Source organism: Pseudoalteromonas sp. Isolate6, from assembly GCF_022398435.1.
Classification (GTDB): domain Bacteria; phylum Pseudomonadota; class Gammaproteobacteria; order Enterobacterales; family Alteromonadaceae; genus Pseudoalteromonas; species Pseudoalteromonas galatheae.
Genome location: NZ_JAKEVK010000042.1, coordinates 12,868 through 29,524, shown reverse-complemented (window position 1 = coordinate 29,524; position 16,657 = coordinate 12,868). Strand labels below are relative to the sequence as shown.

Sequence of the window (16,657 nt, the reverse complement as noted above, 5' to 3'; positions counted from 1 at the left end):
TTTATCAACAATTGAAACTAACCAATTATTAGTACCCAAAACAATACTGCTTTATTTGAGTAAACCTAGATAGTGCCTTCTAGATTTAGGTCAACACTTTTCCAAGATTGTACATGGCTTCATCCAAATGCAGGATCGAAACCAACTTCTCCACTAGGGATACTTTCACACCAGCTGTTAATCATAAAATATTCTGCAGGTATCCCTGAAAATGTAAGCCTTGGGGAGTGATTAAACCCAAAGCGTGAGTAATACTCAGGCTCGCCAATCAGCACAACGCCGTCTACCTCTCGCTGTTTTAGTATCTCTAACGCTCGGTTAATTAGCAGACTTCCTATACCTTTTCCCTGCACTTTTGGGGCAACGGATAGCGGTGCTAGTGCTAACAACTTACTGGCTTTTCCATTGATTGTTATAGGAGAAAAGGCAATATGGCCAACAACGCTTTCTCCATCTTCAGCAACCAAAGATAGCGCTAAACGCTCTGTATTTCTTAGCTTTTCAACTATCAGGTGCTCCGTCGGCTTTGTTCCTGGTTCATGATGCGGATGATTTTCAAAAGCTAAGTACGTAAGTGAGCGAATGGCTTCATAATCTTGTGTGTTTTCTGGTCTAATGTTCATCATTACCTCTTTAATTTGGTTATAAAAAACGGATAGCCATTTAGACCTAATTAATTGTCATAGATATCAATTGCATCTTTTAAATCTGAAAGAACAGTAGTGTCAAGTGTGCCAACTTGGCTCAGACAGCGTATTTGGGCAACAGGTTATTTACTCTACCCTGAGCTAATTTGCTCATCAAGTTGACTGTTTTTGTCCTAGCTATTGAATTTTCTTCATTCCTATACTGGAGAACATAATAATAACGACGAAAGGTTACTCAGCATGATTGCAGCAACTCAATCACATAGAGTCAGTTCAACCAAAGGTATACCACGGCATACCTTGTCACTTCTGATATCGGCAGTATTATCAGGCCATAGCTATGCCGAAGCGGAGCCCACGCTTAGCGCTGCGCAAAGCAAAAAAATTGAGCGGATCAGTGTTACCGCAACGCGGCAAACCGAAAATCTACAAGATGTCGCGCTTGCAGTGACCGCCCTCTCCGCCTCAGAACTTGAGAAGATGAACGTACAAGATCTTGGTGACTTGGCATCTCACGTTCCGAACCTTAACCTGCACTCAGGTGATGCTTCCAACGCCGTCATTTATATTCGCGGAGTTGGCCAAATTGACTCTATCTCCTTTAATGACCCCGGCGTTGGTGTGTATCTCGACGACGTATATCTTGGGCGCGTTCAAGGTGCCTTTTTAGATGTTGTCGACCCTGAGCAAATCGAGGTATTACGTGGTCCACAAGGCACCCTTTACGGTCGCAATACCATAGGTGGCGCGGTGCGTTTCAGTAGTGCCAAACCTTCGCAAGATAACGAAGGATATGTCAGCGTGGCGCTTGGAAATTATAATGCTCGGACGATAAAAGCTAGCGTCAACGGCGCATTGATTGAAGACACGCTCTCTGGGCGATTTGCGATTGCCAAAAGTAGCCGAGATGGCTTTAGTGAGAATCGCTATAACAATAGTGACGACCATGACAAAGATACCCTAGCGTGGCGCGGCAGCTTACTTTATCAACCAAGTGAGAATTTTTCGGCCTATTTAGTTGTCGATGGTTCGAACGCATCTCCCTCAAGCTCACGCACCCCACATCGAGAAACGCCTATCTATTCTGTGGTAAAAGAAGGCTACTATACACCTGAGGAAGACCCTTTTGTCGTCGACGTTAACTACAACGATTTAGAAGAGCTGGATACCTCGGGAGCGAGCTTAACGCTTGAATATCTCACGGGACACTCGGTATTTAAATCCATCACTGCTCGACGCGAAATGGAATACCGCACGCACTTAGACTTAGATGCCACCCCTGATGCATCATTTGGTATTTTTAATTTCGAAGATCAACAGCAGATAAGCCAAGAGTTTCAATGGTTATACAAAGACGACAAGTTCTCCTTGGTATCTGGGCTCTATTACTTTAATGAAGACGACCTGAGTTTTGGCGGCTCCGTTGCACCGGACTTTTTCGTTATGGTGTCACCAGACGTTTACCTGCCTTGGCCTGTGATTAACGCAGGAGAACGCGATCAAGAAAATACCAGCTCAGCCCTCTACGCTAACTTCTCTTGGTCTTTGACTGAAAAGCTCGACGTCACGCTTGGCGCACGCTACACCATTGAGAAAAAAGAAGTCACATCCAAAGGCGAGGAGTTTTTTGGCACCGGTGTAACAACAGCAGAGGAAATGGAGGCGGTATTCGGCACAGGTATTGGCTATAGCCCTACAGGCTACAGCGCATCCAAGGAGTGGAAAGAGTTTACCCCAAAGGTGGTGTTCGATTACAGCATATCTGATGACAGCATGGTTTACCTGAGCGCCGGAAAAGGGTTTAAAAGTGGCGGTTTTAACGGCCGGATCACATCATTTGCACAACCTTTTGAACCAGAAACCTTGTGGAGCTATGAAATTGGCTCTAAGTCTTTATTGAATAAGCAGAATATTCGTTTAAATACCGCTGCTTTTTTCAATGACTACAAAAACTTTCAACTCAGCCGCTTTTCTATCGACCCTGACACCGGCGCGTTTTTATCACTGTTTGAAAATGCAGGTAAAGCCACTATTTACGGCGCAGAAATGGAGCTCGAAGCCGTGGCTTCCGATAACCTCACACTGAACCTCAACTTGGGCTATTTAGGGGGCGGTTATGATGAGCTCATCGGCGACTTTGGTAAAGAAGTCAGCGATGAAAGGGAGCTGGTTAATTCACCTAAATGGAATGGTCGTGCAGGTTTTGAATACTTCTTTAGCGCCTTTACACAAGGCGAATTTTCACTACGTGCTAGTGCCGCTTATCGCAGTAAAACTTATCTCACCGTGAGCAGCTCAGAGGTACTTGCACAGTCTGGCTACACCCTCTTTGATATGTCACTACACTATCGCTCCGCGGACGACACTTGGGAAGCAAGTTTATACGGCAAAAACTTAGGCGATAAACGCTATCGCCAACACGGCTTCGATCTTAGCGCAGCACCTGGGGTTCAACTTGGTTATTACGGCGCGCCTAGAACGTACGGTATCAACCTTAAATATAAGTTTTAATTATGAAATTAGACAAACAAACACAAGCATTGTTAGACGATCTCGCGGCTCAAGCTGGCGACATTCATGACATCGAAATCTCCATTGAGACCTCACGACAAGGCGCAAGAGCGATGTTTTTGGGGCTCGCGGGAGAGGTTGACGCACAAGTAAGTAGCCAAGACCTACACATTGAACACAATGGTATTCACGTGGGCGTTCGCTGTTACCGCCCAGCGCAGTCTTTGGCAAGCCCCAGTCCTGCGGTGGTGTTTGTCCACGGCGGCGGTTGGTCTTTAGGAGATGTCGACTGCTATGACGGACTGGTAAAAGACTTATGCCAGCAATCCGGAGTCGTTTTTTTCAGCGTCGAATACAGCCTTGCGCCTGAGCATAAATTCCCATGCGCCCTGCAACAAGTAATCGCTGTAGTGGATTGGCTGCAAGAAAACCACCAGCGGTTGGAGCTAGACCCTACTAAGATTTCCCTGATGGGTGACAGTGCGGGTGGCAACTTAGCGCTTGTTGCAGCGCATAACTTACATCAACAACAGCCAAACACCCTAAGTAACTTATACCTAGTTTACCCTGTGGTTGACTCTTTTTCTCCCCATGAAACCTATCCGTCACGCATGCAGTATGGCGATGGAAACTTGTTGCTAACCAGAGAGGCAATTAAAGACACCTGCGACTGGTATTTAGCACCCGAGCAAAGTGCGGCGGACGTCAATGTCTCGCCATTATTTATTGAAGACATGACGCACCTTCCTACCACCAGTGTGTTGCTTGCCGGCTACGACCCACTTTACGATGAGGGAATACTACTCGCTAAAAAACTAAAGCAAGCGGGTGTGCTTAATACTTTAACCTGCTTTGAAAATACCATACATGCGTTTTTCTCCTTTGCCGTGCTCGACGCCTGCAAGCTCGCGCGCAGTAATATCGCCAATCAGTTAAAACATGACTTGACCTAGGATAAGAATATGAAAAACACAAACACGGCGTTGCGCACTCATACTTATGGTTTGCTCGTTTTTATCTCACTTGCAGCAAGTGGTTTAGCGCACGCTTCAGCGACACTTGAAGCCACCTATACCTCAGGTATTAATAATGGCTGGCAAAAAGTTGAAAGGTGGCGAGATAACTCAGGGCATATTGGCAATGAAAGCTTTCCTGCCGACGGCCGTGGCGATCAATCAGGTCAGCGCGCTACTTTCTTTGCATCTAGCCAACCAAGCTCTGCGCAGTTTCTGCTTTATCATGCGCCGGGTTGGGATAGTAACAGCCGCCAAACACCGGTGTTGCTGATCCACGGTGCCAATCAAAATGCCGATTTGGCTTGGGCAAATCCAAACGAGGCCGGTAGTTACGGCTGTGGTCGACAAAACTGCCCTTCGCAAGGCTTAATGCAAGCGCTTGCCAATGATAATTATAAAGTTTTTGCCTTAAATCTGGCGCATAAAAATGGCGATGGCTTTATCTGGGCGGAGCAGATAGCCAATGCCATCGCTCAGGTTAAAAATAAGACTGGTGCAACGCAAGTCGATTTAGTCACTTGGTCAAAAAGCGCGTTTAATGCCCGTATGTATATTTCTTCTTTGACCAATGCTTGGAGCACTAAATTCAACAGTGACGTACGCAAACTGGTGATGCTCGGTGCCCCCAACAACGGCATTGATTGGTCATTTCGTCACGGTGTTAATCATACCTATGGTGCTTATTCGCAATGTGGCGGCAGCATAAATGGGCCTACTGCGCATGATCAGATATTATGTTTTGGCCTATGGTATTCAAGTTCTGAGTGGGTTTACGACTCGCCTTACTTTCCCGGCTCTGCGCAGATGCTAAAAGCACTAGATGATAAATATGCACTACCCACCACAGAGCAAGATTGGTATACCACTTACTACGGTGGCTTAGGGTTTGTGAGCAAAGGCCGAGGTATCGCAGCGTTTACGGTCAACTCACTAGTAGACCAAGTTCGTAGCACTGGCACCGACAGCAGCGTTCAAGTTTATAATCTTTGTGGCGATCAGGCCGATATGGCATTTATTCACAATGAGCATACCGGCCCTTCCGATGGCGTTGTATTTATCAGTAGCTGCATCGACAGCACGGGAATAAGTAACTTGGCGGGCTCCGCGGTTGTGACCACCAACCACCTAGAGCTTGGCTGGGAACCCAGTGCAATCAACCAAATCAAAAATTGGTTAAGTGCTCCCTAGCAGCCCCCTCTGCGGGTGGTGACAAAATACTGCACTAAAGTTGCAACGCAAAACTATTGCTATCTTGAGTTGATGTTGATTAACTGAATTGTTGAGAGTGACAGGATGAGCTTACGTATTTATGTCAAACACCGCCATTGCACCTTGCTACGTGCAATTGATGCAGCACACACTCACCGCAGCAAAACTGGAATTTGCTGCGGTCGCGCAGTATTTGGCTATCAATAAAGCCATTGACGCCCTAGATGCCATTGAGTTTATGCGCGTGATGGAACACTGTGCTGTCGAGCTCAATGACGAAAGCCTAAACCTTAACCGTAAAAAGCTTCTGCCTGGCACCAACGAATTTGTATTCAATAGTCTGCGCCATTGCCGTACCATTACTCAGCTATTACAAGAGCTTGCCCGTGGCTATAACTTTATCCATGCGGGAACTTACAATTTTTGTGAGGTATCTCACACTCAAGTGAGTTACATAATTGATGATGCAGCCTTTGACTACGCCACGGCCGCTGACGCACAATTTTCTCGCTGTATGTTAGATAGCATGCTGGTATTGATCCACGGCTTGGTAAAATACGTGTGCGCCGAAACCACCCAAGTTCAACTCACACAAGTACAGACCAAAAGTGACTCAAGCTCGCTGCTAAATTCGGTTATCACCCACATTCCCATTAAACCCTTAAGTAATCGCTACTTACTCACCTATCAATACCAAGAAACGAATCAATCATTAGATTTAGCGAAGCTAGAGCATCTTACGCTCAGCACCATTTACCATTCACTAGCAAACACGCTCCATCACCAGCAGTCGATTAACGACCATGCTAACTTGCTTGATAGAGTCTATAGTGAACTTAACGCGGGAATATTATGCCAAGAACAAATAGCCGACAAGCTCAATATCAGTCCAGCAACATTAAGACGAAGGCTCGCTGAGTATCAAACCAATTTTAGGCAACTAAAAAACAACGTACAGAACAAGCAAGCCAAACTGCGACTCACTCAAGGTAGTAGTTTGTATGAGGTGGCGCACACGCTGCAGTTTTCAGATGAGCGTAGCTTTATTCGTGCGTTTAAGTCGTGCAACGGCGTAACGCCCATGCAATTTCTGAAAGATCTGAGCTCAAAATCCTAGCGACTTAATTTTGTTCAGAGCTGCTAATTACAACTTATGTAAAAGTTGACGTTAAACAAAGCAACGCACAACAAAAGTGATATTGTGCAACAAGCAAACAGAGTAAAAATGTAATACGTGGAAGGGATATGGAAACACTTCAACTTGCAGGAACGCTACTCGGCGGTTTGGGGATATTTTTAGTTGCGATAAGCATGATGACAGACGGCCTAAAATTAGCAGCCGGTTCGTCGCTGCGTCGAGTACTTGGAGTGTGGACCAAAACCCCTCAGCGCGGTATTGCTTCTGGCTTTTGCATGACAGCCTTAGTGCAATCATCCAGCGCGGTTACTGTGGCTTCTTTGGGCTTTGTGAATGCGGGTCTTATCAGCATGCATCAGGCGCTTGGTATCGTCTATGGCGCCAATGTTGGCACCACCATCACTGGCTGGTTAGTGGCCGCGGTTGGATTTAAATTTAATATCCAAGCTATCGCACTCCCCTTGATTGGTATTGGCGCCTTGATGAAGTTGCTACTACCTCGCTCACGACTAGCGTCAGCAGGCATGGCCTTGGTTGGTTTTGGGCTATTTTTTATCGGCATTGATATTCTCAAAGGCGCGTTTGAGCATATTGTCGCTGCTTTTGATTTAAGCCAGTTTACCGCAGAGGGAATAAGCGGCATGTTGACCTTTTTGCTGGTGGGCATGGTGATGACAACCCTCACTCAATCTTCCAGTGCTTCCATCGCCTTGACCATTACCGCCGCTGCTAGTGGTATGATTGGATTATATGCCGCAGGCGCGATGGTTATCGGCGCAAACGTCGGTACCACATCAACATCTATTTTGGCATCCATTGGCGCAACAGCTAATGCCAAACGCGTCGCGGCGGCTCAGGTGATATTTAATGTGTTCACCGCGGTCGTCGCTTTCGCGGTATTACCTGTGCTGTTTTATCTCATCAACTATTTTACCGCGCTTTTCGGCGTCACTGCTGATCCCGCCTTGTCATTGGCACTTTTTCATACTTTGTTTAATATTTTGGGTGTGCTACTCATCTTTCCACTTAATGACAGGCTCGCTGGCTTTTTAATGAAACGCTTTTGCAGTGCCGAGGAAACGGCTTCAAGACCACGCTTTTTGGATAATACCATCGCTCAAACGCCTGAACTTGCAATCAATGCTTTATTGCTTGAGTCCAAACTCGTTGCAGATAAGGTGTTAGCCCAGTTTGATAAATGCCTACTCCCGACCGATAAACTCGCGATTGAACAGGCACTCCATGCAATCCAATCACTGTGTCAGCAGATTAGCCTTTTTATTGTGTCGGTAGAGCAATCAGCATTATCACCCCAGACCACCTCATTACTCGCTAAACTCATGCGTATTGAGCAGTATTTGTCTACATGTAGCCATTGTGTAGAGCAGTTAAGGGAACACGCTCCATATAAGCAACTCGCAGAACACCATGACTTGCATGCACAATTGAATGAATACCAAGCCCAGCTTAGCCACTTTATGAAAACCAGTTTACATGAGCAAAGCATAACACCTGCAGAACTATCGTCGGCGCAAGAGGCATTGCAACGTTTACATGACGATGTGAAAGATGACTTAATTCTAGCAGGTACTCACGCGTCACTAGCGATAGATAAGATGGTAAGCAATATCAATACACTGTCGGAAATGTGGCAACTTTCACAACAGTGGCATAAAGCGATGTTGCTGATCCACGCCATTGAAGCGCAGCTGGAGCCGCCTCAATCAAGTATTCAAAGCAGTGAACACAGCACCACAGCTTAACGCTGTGGTGTGATACTTTTAGTATTATTCGATAAAACTGAGTTCTTGAGATTCTAGCGAAAACTGTTCGCCGGTATCCAGTGAAATTTCAATATAAAATACATGGTTCTGCTTATAGGTGGGCTCACTATTCAGTGCAAACTGGATAAATTTGCTGGCTCTTTTCTCTTCAATATTTAAAAACTCGGATATTGAAAAGTAGTCTTTTTCGCCATTATCCAGCCCACGATAATCAACCTGATTTGAGTAATCAGAACCAATATAGACAATGTCAAACACCTCATTTAAGCTTGAACCTGCAGGTAACTCGTCACTAAACGCAGCGCTAGAGGTTATGTTTATATCCGTAATTTTTTCATCGGTATACGGAGGAACAGGTGAACAGGCATAAGCGGTGCTAATTAAAGAGAACTTAAAGCTCGGTGCGCTTAATTGCGCTACAGACTGCGTATCAGCTTTAAGTTGAAATACGAGTGTTTGATACGAAATAGGTTCAACGCCATCATACTCAGTGTCAACCCATTCATCCACCTTATCAGCGCTAAATTCGCCGAGGGTAAAGCCAGTTATATCAAACCTTGAGTTACCAACACCACCACATTGCCCCCCGCCATGTGGACCACTACTGTCGCTATTACACCCCACTAACCCTATCGCTAATACTGCGCTTACAAATATCAATTTTGTTTTCATTCTGGCTCCGTTTCCAGCGAGATAAAGTCTCTATTTTGAGTCCAAATCAGGATAAAAATAAAGTCGATCATCTACTTTATTTGTTATTAAATGTTTTCGTAACAACGATTCAGTCTAAAGAGTTCGCTTTTCTTCAATATTTTATTGGGCAAGAAAATATAGTATAACCAACTGACAAGTATCTAGTACAGGGACAGCGAAATGCACAGTAACGCGCGCTTTCATTATATTGATAATATGCGAGGCTTAGCACTATTGCTTGGCGTTGTTTTTCATGCGGCCTTGGCGCACGGCCCTTATTTTCATAACCTTTGGATCAGTGTCGATCCAAACAAAAATGTCTTTTTTAACTACCTCGCCATGTGGACGCACCTATTCAGGATGCCACTATTTTTTATCATCGCCGGCTTTTGTGCCGCCCTGCTTATTCAAAAACGAGGTGGTAACGCTTATATTCAAAACAGGTTAAAACGGCTACTCATTCCCTTTATTATTTTTCTACCGCTCACCTTGTTGGTGTTATTACATGCGATGCATTGGGGCAGCAGCGTTGCCAGCGCCCCACCACCGTTATTTGATGTTATGCAGCAGATAAAAGAGCCTCAGGTGACAAGTATGCATCTATGGTTTTTATGGTATTTAAGCCAGTTCTGTGTGTTATTTTGGCTGCTACACAAGTTTCCACAGTTTTATCAACACATCCTTGATACCGTTGTTAAACCAATCTTTTTATGTGCCGTGTTACCGCTTATTGTCATCGTATCTATGGTCAATTTGATGGTGCCATTTCCAGCTCCTGATAAACTGCAACCTCATTGGTGGGCTTACGGGTTTTATGGCTCTTTGTTTTTGTTGGGTGCAGGACTATTTCATCATCATGGAGTGGTAACTCGCTACTCAAAGCAATTCAACTGGTTATTAATTATTGCCTGCACTTCATTGGTTGCATACTTTTACTTTTTGCCGCCACCACCGTCGCTTGAAAAAGTTATAATCGCGGTTAAAACAGGCGACGCAGCGCCTGAAAAAATCAATTTGATCAGCGTTGTAGTTCAAACCATCGCCATCCTCAGCTGGACAGCTGTCGCTTACTTAGCGGGGTTCAAATGGTTGAGTCGATTTAACAAACAAAGTCGCTATATCTCAGATGCCTCCTATTGGATTTATCTCATCCATATTCCTGTACTTATGTATATTCAATTTCCTCTTACGAACATGGAGGTATCTGCCTTCATCAAGTTTATTATTGCTTTATCTCTGACGGTGACGGTAGGCATTATTAGCTACCATTATTTGGTTAGAAATACGGTGATTGGTATTTTATTAAACGGCAGAAAAGCCAAGCCAAAAAATGAAAAAGCAGGCATATTGACGGAGTGATCTGTAGTAGAAGGAATCGTATGCAAAAGCCAGAGCAAAGCTCTGGCTTTTAAAAACGCTAACCATAGCTTCGTGCAGCTTGATATGCACCGCGAGCTTGCACTTTTTCAAGATAAGCTTTGATATTGCCACGCGTTGTGAGCAAACCGACTTTATCTGCAATTTCTAGCATCACCGTCATCATAATATCTGCGGCGGTAAAGTCGTTGCCAGCAAAATAGCTTTGCTTAGCAAGTGTGGCATCTATGTAAGAAAAGTCGACATTTACTTCTTTAGCAATATAGCCATCCATTGGTTTATCGCCTGTACGCTGCTCCATCTTCATCATCAAAGACGCGATCACCGGCAGCGCCAATGACCCCTCAGCAAAGTGCAACCATTCTTGATATTGATAGTACTCAGGTGTCCCCACATCTGGTTGCAAACTACTTTTTTCCGCCTTATCTAGCAGATATTCCATGATGGCTCCAGACTCACATAAGACTAGGCTGTCATCGACCAACACGGGGGCTTTTCCAAGTGGATGCACCTTTTTAAGACTTTCAGGCGCAAGGCGCGTTTCAGAGTTTCGCTCGTGCTCCACAAGCTCATAAGGCATGTTGAGTTCATGTAAAAGCCAAAGCACTCTTGTCGAGCGTGACTCGTTTAAGTGGTGAACAGTTAACATCGATTTATCCTTCCTAAAATTTAGTTATACCAGCTCGTCTGGACCTAAACGCACAACAAGCTTGCCAAAGTTTTTACCCTCTAGTAAGCCAATGAACGCCTCAACAGCATTATCCATACCCTCAACTAGATGCTCTTTGTATTTAATCTTGCCCGCGTTTAACCATGGTTGCATCGCTTCGCTAAACTCGTTGTATCTATGCCCATAATCATCGAATACAATAAAGCCTTGCATTTTCACTCGCTTAGTAAGCAGTGTCGCCATCAACATAGACATACGATCAGGTCCTGGTGGCAATTCAGTGGCATTATACTGAGAGATCAACCCACAAAGTGGGATCCGAGCACTTGAGTTAAGCAGTGGCATAACCGCATCGAACACCTTACCACCCACATTTTCAAAATAGACGTCGATACCAGATGGGCAAGCCTGAGCTAACTGCTCTGCGAGATCATCCTTACGATGATCAAGGCAGACATCAAAACCAAGTGCCTCAGTAGCGTAACTGCACTTTTCAGCGCCACCAGCAATACCTATTACTCTACAGCCTTGCAGTTTTGCTATTTGTCCAACAAGGCTCCCTACAGCACCTGTTGCTGCAGCAACCACTACAGTTTCTCCAGCTTTTGGCTGGCCGATATCCATCAATCCCATGTAGGCAGTAAGGCCTGGCATCCCTAAAACGCCCAAGCTATATGATGGGTTGGGTAAATTGTTATCTAACTTAAGTAAGCCCGTGCCATCCGAAACGCTATAGTCCTGCCAGCCACTCATCGCGAGTACCCAGTCACCTTGGGTAAATTTAGGGTTATTCGATTCTTCGACTCGGCATACCGTACCACCCACCATCACTTCGCCGATAGCAACCGGATCTGCATAGGATTTTGCGTCGCTCATACGGCCACGCATGTAAGGATCTAACGACAAAAAGACGGTACGAAGAAGCACCTCTCCCTCTTTTAGCGTTGGGATCTGTGCTTCTTCATAATTGAAATTTTCTTGCGTTGGTGCACCATGTGGGCGCGACGCCAAGGTAATGCGACGATTCGTTTGTGCGTTTTGAGCTTGGTTTATTGCGTTACTCATGATTTATTCCTTTTGATAAGCAGGTTACAGCTGGTTTAGGTACGTCAGCATTTTCTCAGCGACAAGTTCAGAGCTTGCTGGATTTTGTCCTGTAAACAGTAAGCCATCTCTAATGGCAAACACATTCCAGTCATCCACTTTTTGGAAATCTGCACCTCGTTTAACCAGCTCATCTTCTAATAAAAATGGCACGACATCAGTTAGCCCGACGGCCTCCTCTTCACTATTCGTAAAACCAGACACCACCTTACCTTTTACCAGATATTCGCCCGATGTAGCTTTTACATCCATCAGCACAGCGGTTGCATGGCATACCGCACCAACTGGTTTATCTGCAGCTAAAAAGGAACTGATCAATTGGATTGAATTGGTATCTGTTGCTAAATCCCATAGAGGTCCGTGACCGCCTGGGTAAAATACGGCGTCAAAATCTGCCGCGTTCACCTCTGCTAGCGGCAGCGTATTTGCCACCAGTTCCTGCGTTTTTTGATCATCAAAATAGCGCTTAGTACTGTCGGTTTGGAAATCAGGCTGTTCGCTTTTTGGGTCAATTGGCGGCTGACCACCTTTTGGTGAAGCAAGCGTTACTTCTACCCCTGCATCCACAAAGGCATAGTAAGGTGCAGCAAACTCTTCAATCCAAAACCCTGTCTTCTCACCTGTGTTGCCTAGTTCTGCATGTGACGTTAGCACCATTAAAATTTTCTTTGCTGTCATCAAAATTACCTCTCATTCTTTGTTCAAACTTCAGACTATTTAGCCTGCGGATAAATATAAAAGTATGAGCTTAAGACTAGTTAAACAATGCAGACAAAAGCTAACTCTTTGTTCAAACAATTGATACAATGAATTTATCAAAGTCGATGGAGTAGTGCGTGGATATTTCGTTTGAGCAACTCAAAAGCATGGTTGTCTTTGCCCAAGTTATCGAGCAAGGCACTTTAAGTGGCGCCGCTAGGCATTTAAATTTGTCTCGCGCAGTGGTGAGCTACCATGTTAAAAAACTGGAGTCACAGTTAGGCATAAAATTGCTCAATCGCTCGACTCGCACCATTTCACTTACAGAAGCAGGTCGCGAATACTACCAGCGCTGCCGTGTGATTGCAGAGCAAGCCTTTGCCGCAAACCAGCAAATTGAGAATTTAAAGAAAGAGCCTATCGGTCTAATAAAGCTTACCTGCCCTGTTAATGTTGGCTTGCAAACCATAGTGCCTGCACTCAATGAATTTAGAGCTATGTATCCTAAGATCCAGCTCGATATCATGCTCACAGATGAAGTCGTCAATATCATCAAAGAAGGCATTGATCTGGCCATTCGAGGTGCCCCACTTCCCGATTCAGGCTTGCAAGCCAGTAAACTTTCAGTGCTAGAAACCTGTCTGTGCGCATCGCCAGATTATTTGCAAAAGTATGGCGTCCCCAAACACCCCACCGATCTCTACCAGCATCAATGGGTGATTTACAAGCTGACATCGGGGGCGCTCACATTGAGTAAAGGGGCTAGGGCCTATAGCATCACGATGAAGGGCGATATAAGCACCAACAATGCAGCGGCACGCACCGCTTTTGTGGAGGGTGGTCATGGTCTTGGACGAATTCCAACTTACGACGCGTTACCAAAAATACAAGCCGGAACTTTGGTTCCTGTATTAGAAGATTACACCCTGCCAGACATACATGTTTATGGCGTTTTCCCTGAAGGCAATGCCAACTCTAAAAAAGTTCGCTTACTGCTCGATTTTCTAAAAGGGTATTTTCAGCGTCAACTGGTTGAAGCGTAAGCCTCAATCAATTGCATATTTAGCCTAGTAACTTTCAGCGGGCTTAAGTCCGTAGCGCTTTCCCAATTTCGTGAGCCTGGGCTCTGCTACGCTTGGTTTTACCGTCAATACTTGGATAGGTAAATCATCTCCAACCTGCAACTTGTCATAAAAATCTTTGTTATCCAGAATAAACTCACCTTCACGGCTGCCCTGAAATTGATAGCTGTACTCAACGAAATAGAAAGTCTCCTAATGCTCCACTTCCCGGTCATACTCGTCTCGGTGAACATAAGTGTTAGATTCAATTCTTTTGTTAGTGATGGTGCCGAAAAGGTGCTTACCAAACTCTTTCGTCAATTCTTTTTCGTAGTAGTAGCGAATACTTGATGGCAGGGAAAAAGCGTACATTCCAAGAGGTATCAAGATAAATATAGCACCAAAAATAACAGCCCCAATACCTGCACCGTATTGCTCAGTTGCCCCAATGTAAATGGCGAATCCACCAACAATACAAAACGGAATGCCAATGGAGATAAGGCCCAAATGCTTGCCAATTGCAGCAAACAAAAACTTCAGCTTTGTAGAAAGTGATAACGATTTTTCCTTGGTCATAACAGACTATGCTCCTTGCATAAGATTTATACTGCCATGATAATAAAATATTTAGCCCTGTTGGTCGAGCAGATGCCTAAACTGCAGGATGAGATACTAATGTAAAGTGACCACACAATGATGAATAGGGATATGCAAGAAGGCTTTCATGAAATATTTAGCACTTATAGCAACGATCAGCATAAGTAATTTAGCGGCTGCACAAGGCGAAGTAGCAGCAAAGTGGCAACTGGGACAATACGCTGTATCCATTGGTGAAAAATGTGTCATTACCGTTTCGACCCCAGCCTCTAAGGAGATAATAGCAAACGGTTTCAATAACGACAAAGCCTGCAAAGTCGCCTTTCTAGCGCAAACCAACATTCCCAACGCTTACGTGATAGGCGGTGGACATATTCTTATCGTCGAACAGCAAACTATCCAATCAAAAAGCTGCAGACGTGTATCAAAAGCGCTTTATTTACCAACCGATGGTCAAGCCGCATTGAGCACCGCTCAAATAGAAAGCGGCAACTGCGACGGCCATATAGAGCCAAACGGAGCGATGTATTTAATTTCATCTCTACAAAACCCAATTTAAAAGATCTACAGCACAGAAGTAATCCAACTACCGCTACCAAAACTTGCGCTGTCAGCACAGGAATTCGAAAAAAGCGGCTCAAAGTGAATTGAAAAAGCAATTCACTTTGAGCGTGCAACCACCAACAAAGTTGTTGATAGCCCAAAAGCTTGGGTATAATTAGGCTTTTGGCCTCTTACATCCATAGCATTATGAAAAAGCTCTCAAAAGTACAAGAAAAACAGCAAGCTTTGGTACTCACCATTGCAGACAAACTCGAAGAACAAGCTCGTGCAGAAATTCCCGGCATGGTGCAATGTTGGTTTGATGTGGAATATCACTTGTTCCCCGGCTCATTAATACTCTTTTTCCAATTTGAGAATGAACAGGCATTGGAAGTCGCAAAGCCGGATCTTCTAAAATGGCAAAAGCGTTTAAGCGCCGCCATGCTGAAAAAAGGAGTGATTTTAAAAGATATGCGTAAACATCTTACCTATACCCTACTCGGGCCTGAGGATTAGTTTATAAAGCAAAGATTTCAATAACTCACCAAAGCAGCTAACTTAATCTACTGCTGCGGTTTTTAGAACAATTGTATCGTGTTTTGGTTATTTTAATCTTGAAAAACCATGATTTGCCCTACATTATGGCGTACTTATTTTAGCTATTCGTTTTAGATACATGACACCACCAAACAACGTAATGTCAAAACTAACTGCACTCGTAGAGGCTAAACTGTTTCAGAACTTTCTGATTGCAGTAATTTTGTTTAATGCTGTGACACTGGGCCTAGAAACGACTCAGTTTGGCAAAAACAATGCAGCTCTACTGCACAAGATTGACTTTGTCATATTGATGATTTTTACCCTTGAACTCTTGTTGAAGCTGATTGTTTATCGTCTGAAATTTTTCAAGTCCGGTTGGAACATCTTTGACTTCGTTATTGTCGCTATCTCATGGGCACCTTCAACTGGAGCCTTGTCGGTGCTACGGGCGTTTAGAATTTTAAGGGTCTTAAGACTATTTTCTGTTGTTCCTCAGATGCGTCGGGTTATTGGTGCCCTTGGACACTCACTACCGGGTATGGCTTCAGTAATTGGCGTACTTGGCATTGTGTTTTATGTGTCTGCAGTACTCACAACAAAATTATTTGGCCAACACCCAGATCCCAACATGCAAGAGTGGTTTGGCTCCATTGGCGCCTCAGCTTACACACTGTTTCAGGTAATGACGCTAGAGAGCTGGTCAATGGGAATTGTCCGTCCGACTATGGAACTATTTCCGCAGTCTTGGTTGTTCTTTGTACCCTTTATCATTATCACCAGCTTTGCGGTACTTAATCTTTTTATCGGTATTATCGTCGATGCGATGCAAGTAATGCATGAAGAAGAGCAAGGCAAACCTGATCAAGTTTTAGCGACCAAAGAAGATATTTTGCGGGTTGAAGAGAAGCTCAATGAGCTTTTAAAAAGCAAAAACCGCTAGCGTCTAGAATAGCGCAGAAAACGCAGTTGATTTACGTTTTCTGCGCGCCTATTACATCAGAGCAGCCGTTTTGCTACAGCATCATTCAGGCATATATCCAATCCCACCTACAATGATCAACACACCAT

General features: G+C 44.5%; 16 protein-coding genes. 10 read left to right on the top strand and 6 right to left on the bottom strand.

The window, feature by feature from the left end; all coding sequences use genetic code 11:
• Positions 1 to 119: 119 nt before the first annotated feature.
• Positions 120 to 626, bottom strand: a complete 507-nt coding sequence (locus tag L1D50_RS08525; RefSeq protein ID WP_239965881.1) for an N-acetyltransferase — start codon at positions 624 to 626, stop codon at positions 120 to 122.
• A 261-nt stretch (positions 627 to 887) separates the two neighbouring features.
• On the opposite strand from L1D50_RS08525, the gene L1D50_RS08520 reads away from it, so the two are divergent.
• From L1D50_RS08520 to L1D50_RS08500, 5 genes are all read left to right on the top strand, one after another.
• Positions 888 to 3,158, top strand: a complete 2,271-nt coding sequence (locus L1D50_RS08520) for a TonB-dependent receptor (protein ID WP_239965880.1) — start codon at positions 888 to 890, stop codon at positions 3,156 to 3,158.
• A gap of 2 nt (positions 3,159 to 3,160) precedes the next feature.
• Positions 3,161 to 4,111 carry an alpha/beta hydrolase gene (locus L1D50_RS08515; protein ID WP_239965879.1) on the top strand — a complete coding sequence of 317 codons (951 nt, stop codon included), beginning with the start codon at positions 3,161 to 3,163 and terminating at the stop codon, positions 4,109 to 4,111.
• A 9-nt stretch (positions 4,112 to 4,120) separates the two neighbouring features.
• Positions 4,121 to 5,362, top strand: a complete 1,242-nt coding sequence (locus L1D50_RS08510; protein ID WP_239965878.1) for an alpha/beta hydrolase — start codon at positions 4,121 to 4,123, stop codon at positions 5,360 to 5,362.
• 121 nt (positions 5,363 to 5,483) lie between these two features.
• The gene (locus L1D50_RS08505; RefSeq protein ID WP_239965877.1) at positions 5,484 to 6,500 is read left to right on the top strand and encodes a helix-turn-helix transcriptional regulator; all 1,017 of its coding nucleotides are present in this window, start codon (positions 5,484 to 5,486) and stop codon (positions 6,498 to 6,500) included.
• Positions 6,501 to 6,628: 128 nt separating this feature from the next.
• Positions 6,629 to 8,284 (top strand): Na/Pi symporter, encoded by a 1,656-nt coding sequence (locus L1D50_RS08500; protein ID WP_128725931.1) that lies wholly within the window; start codon positions 6,629 to 6,631, stop codon positions 8,282 to 8,284.
• Positions 8,285 to 8,308: 24 nt separating this feature from the next.
• Here L1D50_RS08500 and L1D50_RS08495 read toward each other — a convergent pair whose 3' ends face one another.
• Positions 8,309 to 8,977 (bottom strand): hypothetical protein, encoded by a 669-nt coding sequence (locus L1D50_RS08495; protein ID WP_162847781.1) that lies wholly within the window; start codon positions 8,975 to 8,977, stop codon positions 8,309 to 8,311.
• A 201-nt stretch (positions 8,978 to 9,178) separates the two neighbouring features.
• Between L1D50_RS08495 and L1D50_RS08490 the strand changes: the two genes are divergently transcribed.
• Entirely contained in the window at positions 9,179 to 10,357 is a 1,179-nt protein-coding gene (locus tag L1D50_RS08490) for an acyltransferase family protein (RefSeq protein ID WP_128725932.1), read from the top strand.
• Positions 10,358 to 10,415: 58 nt separating this feature from the next.
• Here L1D50_RS08490 and L1D50_RS08485 read toward each other — a convergent pair whose 3' ends face one another.
• The 3 genes from L1D50_RS08485 to L1D50_RS08475 are packed head-to-tail and all read right to left on the bottom strand — an operon-like array spanning position 10,416 to position 12,827.
• Positions 10,416 to 11,024 carry a glutathione S-transferase family protein gene (locus L1D50_RS08485; RefSeq protein ID WP_239965876.1) on the bottom strand — a complete coding sequence of 203 codons (609 nt, stop codon included), beginning with the start codon at positions 11,022 to 11,024 and terminating at the stop codon, positions 10,416 to 10,418.
• Positions 11,025 to 11,048: 24 nt separating this feature from the next.
• The gene (locus tag L1D50_RS08480; RefSeq protein ID WP_128725934.1) at positions 11,049 to 12,110 is read right to left on the bottom strand and encodes an NADP-dependent oxidoreductase; all 1,062 of its coding nucleotides are present in this window, start codon (positions 12,108 to 12,110) and stop codon (positions 11,049 to 11,051) included.
• 24 nt (positions 12,111 to 12,134) lie between these two features.
• Positions 12,135 to 12,827 (bottom strand): type 1 glutamine amidotransferase domain-containing protein, encoded by a 693-nt coding sequence (locus L1D50_RS08475; RefSeq protein WP_128725935.1) that lies wholly within the window; start codon positions 12,825 to 12,827, stop codon positions 12,135 to 12,137.
• Between the two features lie 158 nt (positions 12,828 to 12,985).
• Here L1D50_RS08475 and L1D50_RS08470 point away from each other — a divergent pair, with 158 nt between their 5' ends.
• Positions 12,986 to 13,891 (top strand): LysR family transcriptional regulator, encoded by a 906-nt coding sequence (locus tag L1D50_RS08470; protein WP_128725936.1) that lies wholly within the window; start codon positions 12,986 to 12,988, stop codon positions 13,889 to 13,891.
• 231 nt (positions 13,892 to 14,122) lie between these two features.
• On the opposite strand, the gene L1D50_RS08465 is transcribed toward L1D50_RS08470, so the two are convergent.
• Complete coding sequence (locus L1D50_RS08465) at positions 14,123 to 14,485, bottom strand: hypothetical protein (RefSeq protein WP_239965875.1); 363 nt, start codon at positions 14,483 to 14,485, stop codon at positions 14,123 to 14,125.
• 148 nt (positions 14,486 to 14,633) lie between these two features.
• Between L1D50_RS08465 and L1D50_RS08460 the strand changes: the two genes are divergently transcribed.
• The 3 genes from L1D50_RS08460 to L1D50_RS08450 all read left to right on the top strand — a co-directional run bounded on the left by L1D50_RS08460 (position 14,634) and on the right by L1D50_RS08450 (position 16,529).
• Positions 14,634 to 15,065 (top strand): hypothetical protein, encoded by a 432-nt coding sequence (locus L1D50_RS08460; protein ID WP_138521900.1) that lies wholly within the window; start codon positions 14,634 to 14,636, stop codon positions 15,063 to 15,065.
• 191 nt (positions 15,066 to 15,256) lie between these two features.
• Entirely contained in the window at positions 15,257 to 15,565 is a 309-nt protein-coding gene (locus tag L1D50_RS08455) for a hypothetical protein (protein WP_128725938.1), read from the top strand.
• Between the two features lie 181 nt (positions 15,566 to 15,746).
• On the top strand, positions 15,747 to 16,529 hold the full coding sequence (locus L1D50_RS08450; RefSeq protein WP_128725939.1) for an ion transporter: 783 nt from the start codon (positions 15,747 to 15,749) through the stop codon (positions 16,527 to 16,529).
• The last annotated feature ends 128 nt before the right edge of the window (positions 16,530 to 16,657 follow it).

Coding starts and splice junctions, on each gene's coding strand:
- L1D50_RS08465 (WP_239965875.1), bottom strand. CDS start 14,485: ATGACCAAGGAAAAATCGTTATCACTTTCTACAAAGCTGAAGTTTTTG.
- L1D50_RS08510 (WP_239965878.1), top strand. CDS start 4,121: ATGAAAAACACAAACACGGCGTTGCGCACTCATACTTATGGTTTGCTC.
- L1D50_RS08515 (WP_239965879.1), top strand. CDS start 3,161: ATGAAATTAGACAAACAAACACAAGCATTGTTAGACGATCTCGCGGCT.
- L1D50_RS08520 (WP_239965880.1), top strand. CDS start 888: ATGATTGCAGCAACTCAATCACATAGAGTCAGTTCAACCAAAGGTATA.
- L1D50_RS08500 (WP_128725931.1), top strand. CDS start 6,629: ATGGAAACACTTCAACTTGCAGGAACGCTACTCGGCGGTTTGGGGATA.
- L1D50_RS08455 (WP_128725938.1), top strand. CDS start 15,257: ATGAAAAAGCTCTCAAAAGTACAAGAAAAACAGCAAGCTTTGGTACTC.
- L1D50_RS08480 (WP_128725934.1), bottom strand. CDS start 12,110: ATGAGTAACGCAATAAACCAAGCTCAAAACGCACAAACGAATCGTCGC.
- L1D50_RS08475 (WP_128725935.1), bottom strand. CDS start 12,827: ATGACAGCAAAGAAAATTTTAATGGTGCTAACGTCACATGCAGAACTA.
- L1D50_RS08450 (WP_128725939.1), top strand. CDS start 15,747: ATGTCAAAACTAACTGCACTCGTAGAGGCTAAACTGTTTCAGAACTTT.
- L1D50_RS08505 (WP_239965877.1), top strand. CDS start 5,484: ATGTCAAACACCGCCATTGCACCTTGCTACGTGCAATTGATGCAGCAC.
- L1D50_RS08460 (WP_138521900.1), top strand. CDS start 14,634: ATGAAATATTTAGCACTTATAGCAACGATCAGCATAAGTAATTTAGCG.
- L1D50_RS08525 (WP_239965881.1), bottom strand. CDS start 626: ATGATGAACATTAGACCAGAAAACACACAAGATTATGAAGCCATTCGC.
- L1D50_RS08485 (WP_239965876.1), bottom strand. CDS start 11,024: ATGTTAACTGTTCACCACTTAAACGAGTCACGCTCGACAAGAGTGCTT.
- L1D50_RS08490 (WP_128725932.1), top strand. CDS start 9,179: ATGCACAGTAACGCGCGCTTTCATTATATTGATAATATGCGAGGCTTA.
- L1D50_RS08495 (WP_162847781.1), bottom strand. CDS start 8,977: ATGAAAACAAAATTGATATTTGTAAGCGCAGTATTAGCGATAGGGTTA.